The 15,083-nt window shown below is 68.7% G+C and carries 13 protein-coding genes, 1 tRNA gene and 3 pseudogenes; 7 read left to right on the top strand and 10 right to left on the bottom strand.

Annotated elements, in window-relative coordinates; all coding sequences use genetic code 11:
- Positions 1-173 precede the first annotated feature (173 nt).
- Together ACH4D5_RS05825 and ACH4D5_RS05830 are read left to right on the top strand one after the other, a co-directional pair.
- Positions 174-761, top strand: coding sequence for a hypothetical protein (locus ACH4D5_RS05825; protein WP_398298997.1), 588 nt, complete (start codon positions 174-176; stop codon positions 759-761).
- Between the two features lie 908 nt (positions 762-1,669).
- On the top strand, positions 1,670-1,834 hold the full coding sequence (locus tag ACH4D5_RS05830; RefSeq protein WP_398298999.1) for a hypothetical protein: 165 nt from the start codon (positions 1,670-1,672) through the stop codon (positions 1,832-1,834).
- A 1,683-nt stretch (positions 1,835-3,517) separates the two neighbouring features.
- Here the strand turns inward: ACH4D5_RS05830 and ACH4D5_RS05835 are convergent.
- The 5 genes from ACH4D5_RS05835 to ACH4D5_RS05855 form a co-directional block, all read right to left on the bottom strand.
- A complete protein-coding gene (locus tag ACH4D5_RS05835) occupies positions 3,518-3,985 on the bottom strand; it encodes a hypothetical protein (RefSeq protein ID WP_398299001.1) in 468 nt (155 codons plus the stop codon).
- Between the two features lie 384 nt (positions 3,986-4,369).
- Positions 4,370-4,507, bottom strand: a complete 138-nt coding sequence (locus tag ACH4D5_RS05840; protein ID WP_398299003.1) for a hypothetical protein — start codon at positions 4,505-4,507, stop codon at positions 4,370-4,372.
- Between the two features lie 28 nt (positions 4,508-4,535).
- Positions 4,536-4,841, bottom strand: a complete 306-nt coding sequence (locus tag ACH4D5_RS05845) for a hypothetical protein (protein ID WP_398299005.1) — start codon at positions 4,839-4,841, stop codon at positions 4,536-4,538.
- A 1,060-nt stretch (positions 4,842-5,901) separates the two neighbouring features.
- Positions 5,902-6,222, bottom strand: coding sequence for a S1 RNA-binding domain-containing protein (locus tag ACH4D5_RS05850; protein WP_398299008.1), 321 nt, complete (start codon positions 6,220-6,222; stop codon positions 5,902-5,904).
- Positions 6,219-6,686, bottom strand: a complete 468-nt coding sequence (locus ACH4D5_RS05855) for a S1 RNA-binding domain-containing protein (protein ID WP_398299010.1) — start codon at positions 6,684-6,686, stop codon at positions 6,219-6,221. Before ACH4D5_RS05855 ends, ACH4D5_RS05850 begins: the two co-directional genes overlap by 4 nt.
- Positions 6,687-6,776: 90 nt before the next feature.
- Between ACH4D5_RS05855 and ACH4D5_RS05860 the strand changes: the two are divergent.
- Positions 6,777-6,923, top strand: a pseudogene (locus ACH4D5_RS05860) (IS5/IS1182 family transposase); the annotation flags it as partial.
- Positions 6,921-7,112 (top strand): annotated as a pseudogene (locus ACH4D5_RS05865) (site-specific integrase); the annotation flags it as partial. The pseudogenes ACH4D5_RS05860 and ACH4D5_RS05865, both read left to right, overlap by 3 nt.
- 99 nt (positions 7,113-7,211) lie before the next feature.
- Here the strand turns inward: ACH4D5_RS05865 and ACH4D5_RS05870 are convergent.
- Positions 7,212-7,285, bottom strand: a tRNA-Pro gene (locus tag ACH4D5_RS05870).
- Between the two features lie 107 nt (positions 7,286-7,392).
- Here ACH4D5_RS05870 and ACH4D5_RS05875 point away from each other — a divergent pair.
- Positions 7,393-7,920, top strand: a complete 528-nt coding sequence (locus tag ACH4D5_RS05875; RefSeq protein WP_398299012.1) for a DUF309 domain-containing protein — start codon at positions 7,393-7,395, stop codon at positions 7,918-7,920.
- Between the two features lie 119 nt (positions 7,921-8,039).
- Positions 8,040-10,127: a DHA2 family efflux MFS transporter permease subunit gene (locus tag ACH4D5_RS05880; protein WP_398299014.1), complete on the top strand. Its 2,088-nt coding sequence runs from the start codon at positions 8,040-8,042 to the stop codon at positions 10,125-10,127.
- Here the strand turns inward: ACH4D5_RS05880 and ACH4D5_RS05885 are convergent.
- From ACH4D5_RS05885 to ACH4D5_RS05900, 4 genes and pseudogenes are all read right to left on the bottom strand, one after another.
- A pseudogene (locus ACH4D5_RS05885) lies at positions 10,085-10,189 on the bottom strand (sulfite exporter TauE/SafE family protein); the annotation flags it as partial. The gene ACH4D5_RS05880 and the pseudogene ACH4D5_RS05885 sit on opposite strands and share 43 nt — an antisense overlap.
- Positions 10,190-10,196: 7 nt before the next feature.
- On the bottom strand, positions 10,197-11,714 hold the full coding sequence (locus tag ACH4D5_RS05890; protein WP_398299016.1) for a long-chain fatty acid--CoA ligase: 1,518 nt from the start codon (positions 11,712-11,714) through the stop codon (positions 10,197-10,199).
- Positions 11,715-12,207: 493 nt separating this feature from the next.
- Positions 12,208-13,395, bottom strand: coding sequence for a thiolase family protein (locus ACH4D5_RS05895; protein ID WP_398299018.1), 1,188 nt, complete (start codon positions 13,393-13,395; stop codon positions 12,208-12,210).
- A 97-nt stretch (positions 13,396-13,492) separates the two neighbouring features.
- Complete coding sequence (locus ACH4D5_RS05900) at positions 13,493-13,987, bottom strand: MarR family winged helix-turn-helix transcriptional regulator (RefSeq protein WP_398299020.1); 495 nt, start codon at positions 13,985-13,987, stop codon at positions 13,493-13,495.
- Positions 13,988-14,077: 90 nt separating this feature from the next.
- Between ACH4D5_RS05900 and gap the strand changes: the two genes are divergently transcribed.
- Positions 14,078-15,082: a type I glyceraldehyde-3-phosphate dehydrogenase gene (gene gap / locus ACH4D5_RS05905; RefSeq protein ID WP_398299022.1), complete on the top strand. Its 1,005-nt coding sequence runs from the start codon at positions 14,078-14,080 to the stop codon at positions 15,080-15,082.
- Position 15,083 lies beyond the last annotated feature (1 nt).

The raw sequence follows: 15,083 nt of genomic DNA on the forward strand, positions 1-15,083 counted from the left end.
TCCACCACAGAAACTCACGCTCCCTGCGGGGCAGCACTTAAAATGCCGTCCACAATCGCGCAACGGCCCGGGAAAGGAAACTCGTGGTGCGGGAGTGCTGGTTCTGCCGGGAAGCCACACCGGCGTCATGGCACGACCGCGTCCTGGGGTTGCACAAGGACCCCGAAACCACCATGACCCCATGGATCGTCGTCCTGCGCACCACCTGGCGTCAGGAAAGCGTGTCCGTGCCACGCTGTGCCCGCTGCCACACCGGACACCAGATAGAGCTGACCGCGGCGGTGCTCTCCATTGCCGCGTTGATCGCCTACGCTGCCAGCGGCCAGTTGGACCGGCTGCTCGGCATTCTGTCGGCTTCGGCCGGAGAGCGGACAGTCGCGGCGATCTGGGCGGCCGGCGCCTGCCTACCGGGGCTCGCATGGATCGCCATCCGGCAGGGCTGGCTGCCATGGCGGCGCCTGGCACCCCGCCGTCTGGGCTACGCCCGCCACCACCCGGAGTATCTGCGGCTCCGGGACGAGGACTGGAAGCCCAGGTCAGGCCCCCTCCACTACTGGCGAGGCCCGACGAACCCCCATCACCCTCCGCCGCCTAGCCGTCCCCGGCGGCTGATCGGGGGCTTCATCGAGCTGGTCGGAGCAGCCTGCGCGATCGCCATCCCCATCACCTACTTCCAGGGCTACGAAGAACTGGCCGGAGGTTTCATCGCGGCAACGGCAGGGCTGTTCTTCGTGTCCTCGAAGATCAAGCCCGAGGACTGATCGCCGACGAAGGCCGCCCCCACGTCCCGTGAACCCCCAGGTGAGCGCATCTGTTCGAGGGGCTGTTCGAGGTCGTGGCACCATGTACGGCATGACGACCAACCGAAAGGTCCATGCCGCGTAGACGGCCAGGACGCATCCGGGCCGGCATCCCGGACCGACAGCAGTCACAGCACTCAAGGCCGGCCATCGACCGCCTCTCCTCGCGCGCGCTGGCCGAGATAGTTCACCTTGAACGCACTCGGAACTATCTCCAGCCAGGTGACACCAGCGCGGCATTGCGCCTGTGGAAGGATTACGTCCACCGCCCTGCACGCGAACTCTGGCACGACGACGAGTTCGGCAACGTGCACTGGTACTGCTGCGGCAACCCTCTCGAAGGCCGTGCCCTACTCGACGGCGTGATCCGAGCAATGTCACCTCGCGGAGCCCGCGAACTCCGAAAGATCATCGAAGATCTGGACGCCTCGATGGCCCCGTCTTGCCCGGCCACAGACCACCGAAGATAAATAACAAGCTCAAGGCGCATGCCAGGTGCCGGCGTGTCCGACTGCTTCTGCAGGGGGCTCGGGTAGGCGGGCCGTGAGCGCGGGCTTCCTCGTATCTCGTCACTGGTCGGTAGCAGGCTGTCGCGGGGAGGGCCGCTTCATGGTGCGCCATCGCGGCGGCGCCGCAATGAGAAGTACGTTTTGGCCTTCAAAAGCGTTCAATCAGCCGCAATTTGTCGCTGTTACTTGTAGTTCACGGCATGAGAACCGGGTGGGGGCCCGAGGTCATTGTTCCGTAACTCCATGATCACGTTGAGTGGTGTGCGCCCGGCGCACCATGCTGTCGTCCAACTCCTCCGGCGCGCCTGAGCACCGCGCCGGAGGAGCCTTTCCAGATCCTGAAGCCGTAGGGAAGGTGCGATGACAAGCAAGCAGGTGATGGCCGTGGCTGCGCTGCTGCCCTCGCTGGGGCTCCTGGTCCAGCAGACCCTTTCCGCGCTCGGCGGTGCGCAGGCACAGCCAAGCGCGACGCCGGCGGCCGATCCTGCCGCCGTGCCGCCCGGACTTGAGGGGCCGTCACGGTGAAGCCGCCTCAGGTACCCGCTCAGCCCGGAGGGGATCCTCCCAGTCGCCTCGGCCGCCCACCGGGCCCGATCAGCGAGGCGGCGGGTGACATGCACAAGACCTGGCTCTCCGAACCCTGCGAGGCAAGGACGATGGGGAGCTGAAACACGAGTTGAGTCAGCTGCACTCCTGTTTCAACCCGTACAAATACACGCTGGATCCGGGGAAGTAACCTCTAGTGCTGCCCTAATGGCGCCGCCCCCGAGGGGGGCTCCACACCCTCACTTTGGGACGGCGAAAAGTATGACACATGACAGTTCAACGGTGAAGATCGCTCGGCATGCGGCACTGGTTGGCATTGGCGTGTGCGTACTCGTAGTAGTTCTGTGCCTGATTCTCGGCAAGTCGGCTTCCTATATCGCTTACTCCGCAATTTCTACCTTCGCAGCCTGGTTCGCTATACAGTTCATTTTCGATTATGCGAAGTTTAAGATTGCACGTAGCGGCCGATAAGCTGGTGAGCAGGTTGACTGGCGGCGGGGGCATGGCGGGAACAAGAACAGCACTGAGATGTGGTGCCGGGGCTCCGGTCAGCGAGCCGGCAGACCATGCCCTCGGTCGCTCCCGCGGTGGACTGAGACGGCCTGGCCGGAAAGGCCTACATGGCCCGCGATCAAACCGTTTCGGTACCTGATCGTGTATCCGGCGCTCATCCCGGCGATCGGGCGGCGCTGGCGAGCCCTGGACGACAGTTCTACGTCACACACGAGGAGCGACAATGGTTGACGCCACGCCCCACTCTCCAGGCCCCAGCCCACGCCCACGCCCACGCCCACGCCCAGGGCAGGGTGCGCCACATCCCGGTGCCACCCTCCGCGCATGTGCTCAGCACGCTCCACAGGGTCGACTACGAGAATGCCTTGCTCGCCGAACTCGCTTCAGCGCGCGACCGTACCGCCGAACAATGGGCGCGATCGGTCTCCTCGCCGCCGACCCCACCCTCGGACTGCGCGCCGAGCTGCTCTTCCAACGGCAGCAGCACACACTGCTGCTGGCCTGCTTCATCCAACTGGACGACGACACCACACGCGCCCTGTGGGCCCCGGCCGAGAGCCGGCACCCTCAGGTCATGCACCAGATTCTCCAATGGCCGTATCCCGGACGGCGTCGGCCTGCCCCACGAGGACAAGACGCTGGCCGACGGGACACCACAGCGGGAGCCCTCACCGAGGTAACGCAGCGTCGTCCATCCCTCCCACGGTCAGGAGCAGACCGACGGCTGGGGCTCCGGGACGACGGTGCGCACCTAGCGGGGCGACTACGCGCCCATCGGCCAGTTTGGCCAGTTCGGCTGGGACGGTGGAGCCAGGCACCACGGCATACGCCGACCCACACCACCAGCTCGTCGGGTCACGCCCGGGCGGAGCGGGCAGGGTGACCTGCGCGGGATAGTCGGCAACCGTCGTGCGGGCAGGAGCTGTGTCGGACTGGTCCGCGGTGATTGCGTGCGGGGCGTACGTGGCCGGGCCGACGACGTGGTCGAGGAACTCGCTGACAAGCTGTGCGAGAACCCCCGCCGCCGGTCAGGACTTTGCCGGGGTGGGGAACCATGCTGGCGTTGAGGCAGGCGTCCTCGCGGTGTGAGTGCTTCGGGTGGCGGGGCGCACCACCTGAAGCACTCAATGGATGCCATGGCAAGAACGCTTACGCAGATACCGGCGAGACCGCCGTACGGCGACGGTAGTAGTGCACCGTGACCGCGCCCAGCAGAGGACCCCACAGGAGCAGCGGCGCGTAGACGATGTTGAGCAGCCAGATACCCCAGGGGGAGGCATCCATGTCCGCGTTGATCGACGTGTAGACGAACATCGCTCCGAAGACCGTCGTGGCCACGGCGCCGAGCCCCGCCACGACGGTGGCCAGCAGCACCGGGACTCGATGCCCGCGCAGATACGGAATCCAGCGCGGCCAGGTCTCACCCCAACCCTGCACGAGCCCGAGGGCAAGCAACGCGAAGAACTCGGCGACCAGGCTGAGGACGACCAGGTAGAACGATCCCCAGCCAGGGGCGTGCATCTGGTCGTACTCGGACTGGGCCAGCCCGACCGGAAGGCCTACCGCGATGGCCAGGCGCCACAGCCCCGAGGGCACATTGGTCAGCGCGGCACCCATGGCCGCACATTGCGCCCAGCGTGGCACGTTCGGCAGCGTATTCACTCTCAACATGTGATCCACACTCGCGCGCGAGGGCACCGCCACGCGTCGGCCTGCGGTCGAGTCCTCCTCCCCCGAGCGGCGACCCGCAAGTACAACCGCCGCGGCTTGACAGAGCGCGGGCGCTGCCCGCCACAGCCGACGACCTGCCCAAGCACCCGCCATACCGGCTGCAGGGAGGCCGACTGAACGGCGACGGCAGCGGCGGTTGATGCATGTGTTTGTCGAACGTCGGCGGATGGTGGAGAAGCTCGTCACGACGCCGTACGCCATCGGCGAGCTGATGCTCGAAGTCCGGTCAGTTGGGGGGGCGACTCGACGGCTGGTCTGGCTCTGACGTCGTCAGAGCCACTGTGCGGAGGCCTCCTCGACGACGTCACCCGCTGCGATTCCCGGTTCACGGACATCGAGCACCTCGAGTTCGACCTGTAGCCGCCCCGAACAGCCGCTCGCGTACCCCCCGGGGGAACAGATGCTCACGCAGGCGATGCTGTGCTCACCACGCGTCCTACTCAGGAGGCGGCGTCACCAGCTTCGTAGCGCTGGGGTCGACCACCGCTGTGCAGGCCAGGGTCGGCAGGTCGTGGTCAAGCAGGCCGTTCATCTCCATGGCTGCCCGGCTGAGGAGATGGGCAGCCTGCACGGACTGATCGTCGGCGACGGCAGCGTAGAACCGGGCAGCATAGGTGATGGCATCGACATCGCCGATGGTGTCGGACGTCCCGATGGCGAACGGCACGGTGTCAACCAGCTTCCCGGCCTGGGTTGCGGAATGGCAGGAGTTGAGCAGGACCAGCAGCGGCTTATCGTCCACAATGGCTCACAAGTAGCCGTCATGCCGCCCGTCATCATGGGTGGGATCCGGCTCAGGTGGTTCAGGTGCATTGCTCCCGCCAGCGCTAGCGGTACGTTGAGAACGCCGGGTATCCCGCCAGCTGCCATACGCTGCGATCCCGCCCAACAACCCGCCCACTCCTCCGGCCAGCCCGGCCGCCGTCCCCAGCACCAGAGACACACCTTCAACCGCTCCTAGGCCTGTCTCTGTCCCAGGCTCAGGCTTCGGTCCGGGCCCCGGTGGTCGTTTGGATGCTGGCGTCACCTCTTGTACCACCACGCCGGTTCCAGCAGCCGTCGCCACGCCGCCCATCAGAAGGGCGACCATGGCCGCGTAGACCGCCAACCCGTATTTGTTTCCGCGAATCGACGTCTCGAAGCGTGCGGTAAGGCTTGGCTGCCAAGGGGAGGCGCTGACGCTCCGTGGACGGCTGGCGCGGTAGGCGCTGAGTGCAGCCTCTTCGCCCGACAGGATCTGATCGCTCGTGGGTGGCAAGTCCCCTAGATGCAACAGGTGCTGCTCTAAGATCCTTGCGTTCTTTTGCACTTCGGCCTCTGTTGCCGCCCGCCATCGCCGGTATCGACGATTAAGCAGGAGCGACACAAGAGAGAGAACCGCAGCCGCAACAGCGACATACACGAGGATCGGCAACCCGCCCCCCTTACTCCAAGCCGTGCCAACTACGGTACGCGCCCGGTCTGCGGACTGCACCGCCCTCATGCGCGCAGCGGATCTTCCGGCAGGCTTCCGCCCGTCCCAGGCCCTGTCCGCCCCAACCTGGACGACCGACTACGCCAGGAAGCGTCCGCCTTCGTCTGGGCCTACGTCACCGGCGGCGAGCCGCTCTACGCGCCACGGCACATCGAAGCCGAACAGCCCCCGGAGGCTCGCCAAGCCTGGCGGCAGTGCCGGACGAACACCTGGATCCAGCTCTCCCGCCCCGACTCTCTGAACCACTACACAGCCCTACGCGGACTCCTCTGCCAGCACAGCGACGCCCTCATCGAGAAGATCGATCGGGCACCAGCATGCCCATTCGCTAGATTCTGTCCGCTCCACCGACGGCGCCCAGTCGCACCCGGTGACGCTGGAGGTCGACCTCGGAGACCTTCACCGTGATCAGCTCGCCTTCATCGACGAGCTGATCCGGGGTCCCGATCGGCTCTTCAGTCAGCTCTGAGAGGTGAAGGAACCCCACAACGTCGGGAGCAAGCTGCACGAACACACCAAAAGGAACGATCTTGGTGATCGGCCCGGTGAGGACTCTGCCGACCTGATCCGCGAACTGAATGAGTGGATCTTCCTGCAGAGTCTTCAAGGAGAGCATGACCTGTCCGGAGCGTATCTCGGCGATGATCACCTCAGCGGTCTTCCGCTGGCCGGCTTCGACTGCCTCGGAGGGGCGGTTGATCCAGCCCACGTCAGGTCCGGCACCTGGATGAAGCCGGTGCACAGGCCGGCCGGTTCGCCATCGACGTGAACGAAGACCCCGAAGTTGTGAACCTCGGAGACCGTCCCAGCGACGACCTGCCCTCGTTCAAACGCGAGGAGGAAGGACCGCAAGGCCGGAATCTCGCACGCCCTGGCGGAGAGGTGAAGCTGACCGTCGTGCCACCGCCCGATCTCTTCGGCATTGATCTCCTGACCGATCTCGAACAGCTCGGATGGATGCTCCATCCGACGCATCGACGTTTCCTGCTGAGTGATCCGGCCGATCGCGGTCGCCCCTCCTTCGGCAGCTGCGAGCTGCACCAGGACGTCCGCTCCGTCGAACCCGGTGATCTTCACCGTTCTCACGGCCCCCGGCCTGAGGTGGTTGGTCAAGGACTGCATGCGAGGGTCAGGGGCTGGCTCGGACATGGAGGTGAGCCTAAAGCGCGTTGCACAAGGCCGTGAGCTGGGGATCTCCGTTGTATGGCTGGGGTGTTGAGGGCCGAGCGCGTGTGGGTGGAAACATTCACGGGGCTGCGGGTGGATCAGTTCAGGCGGCTGCTGAAGGTGGTGCGGGAGCGGGGCGGTGACGGCACTCTGCAGGGTCGGCCGTGGAGTCTGCCGCTGGCCACACACTGGGACGCCGTGGTCACCAAGCTCGGCTACGAACTCGCCGGCCACGGTTCACTGACCACCACGCAGCGCTACCTGCATCCAGACGTACACAAGATCACGGCTGCCGGGACCGCGCTCTCCGCACACCTCAGCGCGCTGCGCGCTCCACGCTCGCTGCCCAGTCCGATCGTCATGACCCGCTGAACCCGGTCAAGCACGCCGGTCCCCAGCTGGTCCCCAAAAATGATCAAGGGCCGGTTTCGGATTCCTCCAAAACCGGCCCTGACCTGCGACTCTTACGAGTCGGGACGACAGGATTTGAACCTGCGACCCCTTGACCCCCAGTCAAGTGCGCTACCAAGCTGCGCCACGTCCCGTGGTGTTCGGCGCGGTGTCCCGCGTGATCACAGGTAGAACTCTACCCCACGTGGACGGGTGCTTCGTCCTCCGGTGACCGCCGTCAGGCACGCGCGACAATCGTCGTATGAGCTCTGCACCTGGACCGGACGGAAGTGGCCGCGAGCGGGACCGCGACGAGGAGGGACGGGCCCGTAACCAGCGGCCTCGCGACGGGCTCGGGCGGCCGTTGCCCTACGGCACCGACGGGGTGCCACGGCAGCCGGAGGGGGTCGTGCGCGCGCCCGAGGAGTCCGTGGCCGAGGCGCAGGCGCTGTTGGACGCGGGGCGTCCCTTCCACGCGCACGAGGTCTTCGAGGACGCGTGGAAGTCCGGGCCCGAGACGGAGCGCGGGCTGTGGAAGGGGCTGGCCCAGCTCGCTGTCGGCCTCACGCACTCGGCCCGCGGCAACACCACGGGCGGAGCGCGCCTGCTGCTGCGCGGCGCCGGCGCCGTCTCCGAATGGAGCGAGCAGACCGGACAGGACCGGCCGTACGGAATCGGCGTCGCCGAACTGGGCACCTGGGCGGAGACGTTGGCCGGGCGGCTGGAGCGGGAGGAGACCGCGGTGGACGCGGCGTCCCACGCGCCGCGGCTGCGCGGCGGAGCGGGGTAGGGACCGGGGGGGGACGGGGGGAGAGGAAGCAGGGGGTTCGGGGGGTGCGGAGCGGGGCCCGTCACCGCACCGGACTCGCCCCGCATGCACATGGCCGGTGGCGGTGTGAGGGTGGGCGTGTGACGACGACGACCACCGATCAGTCGGCTGCTTCCGCCTTCGTCGAGGCGCAGGCGCCGCCCGTGCTCGACCGGCGGCGCCGCAATGTCGTCTTCGTGACGATCATGCTGGGGATGCTGCTCGCCGCCCTCGACCAGACGATCGTCGGCACCGCGCTGCCGACGATCGTGTCGGATCTGGGCGGCGCGGAACACATGTCGTGGGTCGTCACGTCGTACCTGCTCGCGGAGACCGTCGCCACGGTCCTCGTCGGCAAGTTCGGTGACCTGTTCGGGCGCAAGGTCGTCTTCCAGGTGTCCGCGGTCGTCTTCATCACCGGGTCGTTCCTGTGCGGCCTGTCGACGAACATGACGTTGCTGATCGCCTGGCGGGCGATGCAGGGCATCGGCGCGGGCGGTCTGATGGTCACGTCGATGGCGTTGATCGCCGATGTGATCCCGTTGCGGGAGCGCGGCAAGTACCAGGGGGCGATCGGGGCCGTCTTCGGGGTGGCCACGGTGATCGGGCCGCTGCTGGGCGGGCTCTTCACGGACCATCTGACGTGGCGCTGGGCGTTCTACGTCAACGTGCCCATCGCGATCGTCGTGGTCCTCGCGGCCGCCCGCACGATCCCCGTGGTGAAGTCGGCGGTGCGGCCCGTCATCGACTATCTGGGCATCGCGCTCGTCGCCGTCGGCGCGAGCGCCCTGATCCTGGCGACGAGTTGGGGCGGCAACCAGTACGCGTGGGGGTCGCCGACGATCATCGGCCTCTTCGTCGGCGGGCTGGTCGCGCTGGCGCTGTTCTGCGTCGTCGAGACGCGGGCCGCCGAGCCGATGCTGCCGATGCGGCTCTTCGCCAACCCCGTCTTCACGGTCTGCTCGGTCCTCAGCTTCATCGTGGGCTTCGCGATGCTCGGCGCGATGACGTTCCTGCCGACCTATCTCCAGTACGTCGACGGCGACTCGGCCACCGTCTCGGGTGTCCGCACGCTGCCCATGGTCGTCGGGCTGCTCATCGCGTCCGTCTTCAGCGGCAACGTCGTCAGCAAGACCGGCACGTACCGCATCTTCCCGATCGTCGGCGCGCTGGTGATGGCTCTCGGGCTCTACCTGCTCTCGCTGATGGGGCGGACCACCAGCACCTGGCTGGAGTCGCTGTACATGTTCGTGCTCGGCACCGGCATCGGGCTGTGCATGCAGGTCCTGACGATCGCCGTGCAGAACACCGTCGCGTACACGGACCTGGGCACCGCCACGTCCGGAGTCACCTTCTTCCGTACGCTGGGCAGCTCGTTCGGCACGGCCGTGTTCGGCACCATCTACGCCAACACCCTCGCGCCGAACCTGAAGGACGGGGTCGCCGAGGCGGCGCGGGCCGGCGGTGATCCGGCCGTGCTCGGCAAGGCGGCGCAGAGCCCGGGCGGGCTGCACGAACTGCCGGCGGCCAGCGCCGAGCCCCTCATCAAGGCGTACGCGGATACCCTGCAGACGGTCTTCCTGTGGACCGTCCCGGTGGCGCTTCTCGGGTTCCTGGTGGCGCTCTTCCTCAAGCAGGTGCAGTTGCGCGACAGTGCGCGCATGGGCGCGCCGGACATGGGCGAGGGCTTCGCTCAGCCGTCGAGCGGCGACTCCGGGCATCTGCTGGAGCGGGGCGTCGCCAACATCATCCGGAATGTGGGCATGACCACGGCCCGCGGGATCATCCGGGACTCCGACACCCGTCTGGACATCGCGGGCGCCTGGGCGGTCATGCAGGTCTCGCTCTTCACCCGGATGGTCGGACACGCCAGTCTGGGGCTGATCGCGGCCCGGCGCAGGATTCCGCCCGAGGTGCTCGTGCCCGTCTTCGACCGCATGGTCGAGGAGGGCTATCTGACCCGTACGGACGTGTACTTCTCGCTCACGCCCGCCGGGGAGCGCGAGGCGGAGGTCATCTCCAGGGCATGGTCCGCGTGGCTGGGCGAGGAGATCACGAAGGACATCGGCCGGCCGCCGGACCAGGAGCTCGCCGCGGCGGTCGACGCGATCGCCAAGCGGTTGCTCGCGGAGGATCTGGAGCACGGGCTCTCACCCGAGACGACGGGCGCCACGGTCGGCGCGCGCTGAATGGTATTGGCGCCGCTGACGGCCGTCTTCGAGAAGCCGACCGACAGCGCCGCCGCGGCCAAGGCTTTCCTACGCGCTGTAGTGGGCGCGGAGCTCCCGCTTGAGGACCTTCATGCTGGGGCCGAGCGGGAGCTCGTCGATGAACTCCACGAGGCGCGGGTACTTGTGACGGCCCAGGTGGTCCTTGGACCACTCGATGATCGCCGCCGCCTGTTCGGGGGTGGCGTCGGCGGCCGCGACGACGACGGCGCAGATCTCCTCGCCGTGCACGGGGTCGGGCAGGCCGATCACGGCGGTCTGGGCGACGGCCGGGTGGCGCATCAGGACCTCTTCGACCTCGCGCGGGTAGACGTTGAAGCCGCCGCGGATGATGACGTCCTTCTTGCGGTCGACGATGGTCAGGAAGCCGTCGGCGTCCTTGGTGCCGAGGTCGCCGCTGCGGAACCAGCCGTCGACCAGGGCCTCGGCGGTCGCCTCGGGGCGCCCCAGGTAGCCGGAGAAGACGTTGTGGCCGCGGATGACGACCTCGCCGAGTTCGCCGGTGGGCAGCAGCTCGACGCGGTCGTCGAGGTCGGCGCGGGCGATCTCCACGTCGACGCCCCACAGCGGGTGGCCGATGCTGCCGGGCTTCGTACCGAAGTCGGGCTGGTTGACGGACGCGGTCGGGGAGGTCTCGGAGAGCCCGTATCCCTCGTAGACGGGGGTGCCGAAGGCCTTCTCGAAGCGTTCGAGCACGGCGACGGGCAGCGAGGCGCCGCCCGAGATGCAGATCCGCAGCCGCGGCAGCCGCTCGGCGGCCTCGGCGGCGGCGACCAGGCCCACGTACATGGTCGGGACGCCGTGGAAGGTGTTGACGCCCTCCGCGACCATCAGCTCGATGGCCCGCGCCGCGTCGAAGCGGGGCAGCAGGACGAGGGTGGCGCCCGCCCGCCACGTCGAGTTCATGGAGACGGTCTGGCCGAAGGCGTGGAAGAGCGGGAGCGCGCCGAGGGCGGTGTCGTCGGGCCGGATGTCGTTGGCGTCGAAGGCGTTGACCGTCGCGTTCATCACCAGGTTGAAGTGGCTGAGCACGGCGCCCTTGGGGACGCCTGTGGTGCCGCTGGTGTAGAAGATGACGGCCGGGTCGTCGGCGTCGCGTGTGACGTAGGTGGTGAGGGGTTCGGTGGCGCGGGCCAGGGTCTCCAGCTCGCCCTCGGGTCCGAGCCGCAGCATCCGCACGCCGGTGGCCTCGGCGGCCGCCCCACCCGTCGCGGCCTGCGCGGGATGACAGAGGAGCAGGGTCGCGCCGCTGTCCCGCAGGACGTGCTCGACCTCCTCGGCGGAGAGCAGCAGATGGACGGGTACGACGACTCCGCCGGCGGCGAGGACGGCGTAGTACGCCATCGGGAACTCGGCGGTGTTGGGCGCCATCAGGGCCACGCGGTCTCCCGGCCGCACACCGAGCTCCGCGAGAGCCGCGCCCTGGGCGCGGGCCTCGCGCCACAACTCCCGGAAGGAGAACCGCTGTTCGCCCTCGACGAGGGCGGTGCGGTCCGGGTGGCGGCGGGCGGGCTCGGCGAGGATCGCGGCGAGGGACAGCGTGGCCATGAGGGAGGATGCTCCGTTTCGGTGGGCTTGCGTGAGTCTTTCGTGGGGGTGGGGCTTACGTGTGGCCGGGGTGGGGTTTACGCGGGGCTGGGGCGGGTGGGGTTTACGCGGGGCGGGCGGTAAGTCGTTCGCGGGGCCTTGCCTGAGTCGACGGCGAGTCGGGCCGGCATCTCGCCGGGGGGCATAGTGGGTTCGCCCCCATAGGTAGAGGGCGACGGCGCGTTCAGGGTTGGGTCGCCTCGCCGGAGGAGTTGGGTCGCGCCTCGCCTGGGGCTGAGGCGCACCTCACCGGAGGGTGTGGGACCGCACCTCGCCGGGGTATCGGGCCGTGCCTGCCCGAAGGGCACGCCCCGCCGGAGGAGTGCGTCCTGTCTCACCGGAGAGGGCGGGTCGCGCCCGGGGACGGTCACGCCCCGGGCGGGGCACCCCTGCGGCAGCGGCACGCACCCGCTGCCCTCCCCGCCCCTCCCCCGGCGCGGACGCGCACGCCCGCTCAGTCGCGTTCGACCAGGAGCGCGCTGCCCTGCCCCACGCCCACGCACATCGTGGCGAGGCCGCGCGTTGCGCCGGTGCGGCGCATTCTGTGCAGCAGGGTGGTGAGGATGCGGGCGCCGGAGCAGCCGAGCGGATGGCCGAGCGCGATGGCCCCGCCGGACGGGTTGACCAGCTCCGGGTCGATGCCGAGGGCGTCGACGCAGGCGAGCGCCTGGGCCGCGAACGCCTCGTTGAACTCCGCTTCCTGGAGGTCGCCGATGTCCCAGCCGACCCGGGCGAGCACCTTCCGCGTGGCGGGCACGGGGCCGATGCCCATGACGTCGGGGTGGACGCCGGCCGAGGCCCCGGCCGCGTACCGCCCGAGGGATTCGAGGCCGAGGTCGTTGAGGGCCTCCTCGCTGACGAGGAGCAGCCCGGCCGCGCCGTCGTTCATCGGCGACGCGTTGCCCGCGGTGACGGTGCCGTCCTTGCGGAAGACCGGCCGCAGACCGCTGAGCTTCTCGTACGAGGTGTCCTCGCGCACGCACTCGTCCGCGTCGACGACGACGCCGTCCGGGCGCGTGACGGGGAGGAGTTCGTCGTCGAAGTGGCCGTTCTTGCGGGCGGCGGCCGCGCGCTGGTGGCTGCGGAGCGCGAACTCGTCCTGGCGTTCGCGCGGGACGCCGTACCGCTCGGCGACCTCCTCCGCGGTCTCGCCCATCGCGAGGACCCCGTGCAGCTCCTTCATTTTCTTGTTCGTGAGGCGCCAGCCGAGGCGGGTGTCGGCGGTCTCCATGCGGTGCGGCAGCGCCTCGTCGGGGCGGGGCAGCACGAAGGGCGCGCGGCTCATCGACTCGGAGCCGCCCGCGAGGACGATGTCGGCCTCACCCGCGGCGACGGTGCGCGCGGCGGTCGTGACGGCTTCGAGGCCCGAGGCGCAGAGCCGGTTCACGGTCGCGCCGGGCACGGACTCGGGGAGCCCCGCGAGGAGGGCTGCCATCCTCGCGACGTTGCGGTTGTCCTCGCCCGCCTGGTTGGCGGCGCCCCAGTAGATGTCGTCGATCCGGGCGGGGTCCAGCTGGGGGATGTCGGCGAGGAGTCCCCGCACGACGCCCGCTGCGAGGTCGTCGGGGCGGACGGAGGACAGGGCGCCGCGGAGCTTGCCGATGGGGGTGCGGCGGGCGGCGGCGAAGTGGACGGTGCGCACGATACGGCTCCGGATCGTTCTGCGAGGTCTCGCTGCGTAAATTAGCGCTGCTAGTTTTGGAGTCTATGCGCGAGGTGGGGGCCATGGGAAGGGTGTCCTACGCCTCACCCCGCCCCAGTTCCGCCAGGCGCGCCAGCGCGGGCAGGGCCTCCGCCACCGCCGTGCGCTGCTCCGGGGTCAACTGATCCACGAGCGGCGCGAGATGGCGCGTCCGGTCCTCGTGGCGGGAGCGGCCGATCCGGCGGCCCTTCTCGGTGAGGTGGACGAGGACGGCGCGCCCGTCGCTCGGGTCAGGGCGGCGCTCCACCAGGCCGTCGCGTTCCAGGCGGGTGACCAGCTGAGTGATGCCGGGCTGGCTGACCTGCTCTGTTTTCGCCAGCTCGGTCAGCCGCTTGGGGCCGCCGCCGAACGCGAGGGTGTCAAGGACCGACAGGGTCGTGAACGGCAGCTTCTCCAGCACCGGGAGGCGGATGTAGAAGCGGTTGAAGTTCTCGATCGCCGCGGTGAACTCCTCCACGTCGAGCTCGCCGGGCCGGCCGCCCCCATGGCCGGCACCGTGATCCCGGTTGCCGTCGCTCTGATCGTCGTGCATGTCAGCCACCCTGAAGAATTACATTGCTCACTTATGTAAGCTGCTTATATTGTTCTCGACCGCGCCTCGGCGGCGCAAGGAGAGAGTTCCATGACTGTTCGTATCGGCATCAACGGCTTCGGGCGAATCGGCCGCAACGTCTTCCGGGCGGCGGCAGCACGGGACGCGGACCTGGAGATCGTCGCGGTCAACGATCTGGGCGACGTGCCGACCATGGCGCACCTGCTGGCCTACGACTCGATCCTCGGCCGCTTCCCCGGCGAGGTCACCGCCGAACCGGGAGCGATCCGCGTCGGCGACCGGACGGTCCAGGTGTTCGCCGAACGCGACCCCGCCGGCCTGCCCTGGGGCGAACTCGGCGTGGACGTGGTCATCGAGGCGACGGGCGTCTTCACCGACGCCGACCGGGCCCGCGCGCACGTCGAGGGCGGCGCGAAGAAGGTCATCATCGCGGCCCCGGCCAGCGGTGAGGACGTCACGATCGTGCTCGGCGTGAACGACGACGCCTACGACCCCGAGCGGCACACGATCATCTCCAACGCCTCGTGCACCACCAACTGCCTGGGCGTCCTGGCGAAGGTGCTGCACGACGCCGTGGGCATCGACTCCGGGATGATGACCACCGTCCACGCCTACACCCAGGACCAGAACCTCCAGGACGCCCCGCACAAGGACCTGCGCCGCGCCCGCGCCGCGGGCCTGAACATCGTCCCGACCTCCAGCGGCGCCGCCAAGGCCATCGGCCTCGTCCTGCCCGAACTCGCCGGCCGCCTCGACGCGTTCGCACTACGGGTCCCCGTCCCGACCGGTTCGGTCACCGACCTCACCGTCACCACGCGACGGCCCACGAGCGTCGAGGAGATCAAGGAGGCGTACGCGGCGGCGGCCGCGGGACCGTACAAGGGAGTGCTGTCCTACACCGAGGCCCCCATCGTGAGCACGGACATCGTCACCGACCCCGCGTCCTGCGTCTTCGACGCCGAGCTCACGCGCGTCACGGGACCGCAGGTCAAGGTCGTCGGCTGGTACGACAACGAATGGGGCTACTCCAACCGCCTCATCGACCTCGCCCGGCTGGTCGGCGCCTCCCTGTAGT

The organism is Streptomyces sp. NPDC018029 (genome assembly GCF_044327655.1).
Taxonomy (GTDB): domain Bacteria; phylum Actinomycetota; class Actinomycetes; order Streptomycetales; family Streptomycetaceae; genus Streptomyces.

Bases quoted from the DNA above. Each gene is read 5' to 3' on its own strand.
- ACH4D5_RS05825 (WP_398298997.1), top strand. From the start codon at position 174: ATGACCCCATGGATCGTCGTCCTGCGCACCACCTGGCGTCAGGAAAGC.
- ACH4D5_RS05830 (WP_398298999.1), top strand. From the start codon at position 1,670: ATGACAAGCAAGCAGGTGATGGCCGTGGCTGCGCTGCTGCCCTCGCTG.
- ACH4D5_RS05835 (WP_398299001.1), bottom strand. From the start codon at position 3,985: ATGGGTGCCGCGCTGACCAATGTGCCCTCGGGGCTGTGGCGCCTGGCC.
- ACH4D5_RS05875 (WP_398299012.1), top strand. From the start codon at position 7,393: ATGAGCTCTGCACCTGGACCGGACGGAAGTGGCCGCGAGCGGGACCGC.
- ACH4D5_RS05890 (WP_398299016.1), bottom strand. From the start codon at position 11,714: ATGGCCACGCTGTCCCTCGCCGCGATCCTCGCCGAGCCCGCCCGCCGC.
- ACH4D5_RS05900 (WP_398299020.1), bottom strand. From the start codon at position 13,987: ATGCACGACGATCAGAGCGACGGCAACCGGGATCACGGTGCCGGCCAT.
- gap (WP_398299022.1), top strand. From the start codon at position 14,078: ATGACTGTTCGTATCGGCATCAACGGCTTCGGGCGAATCGGCCGCAAC.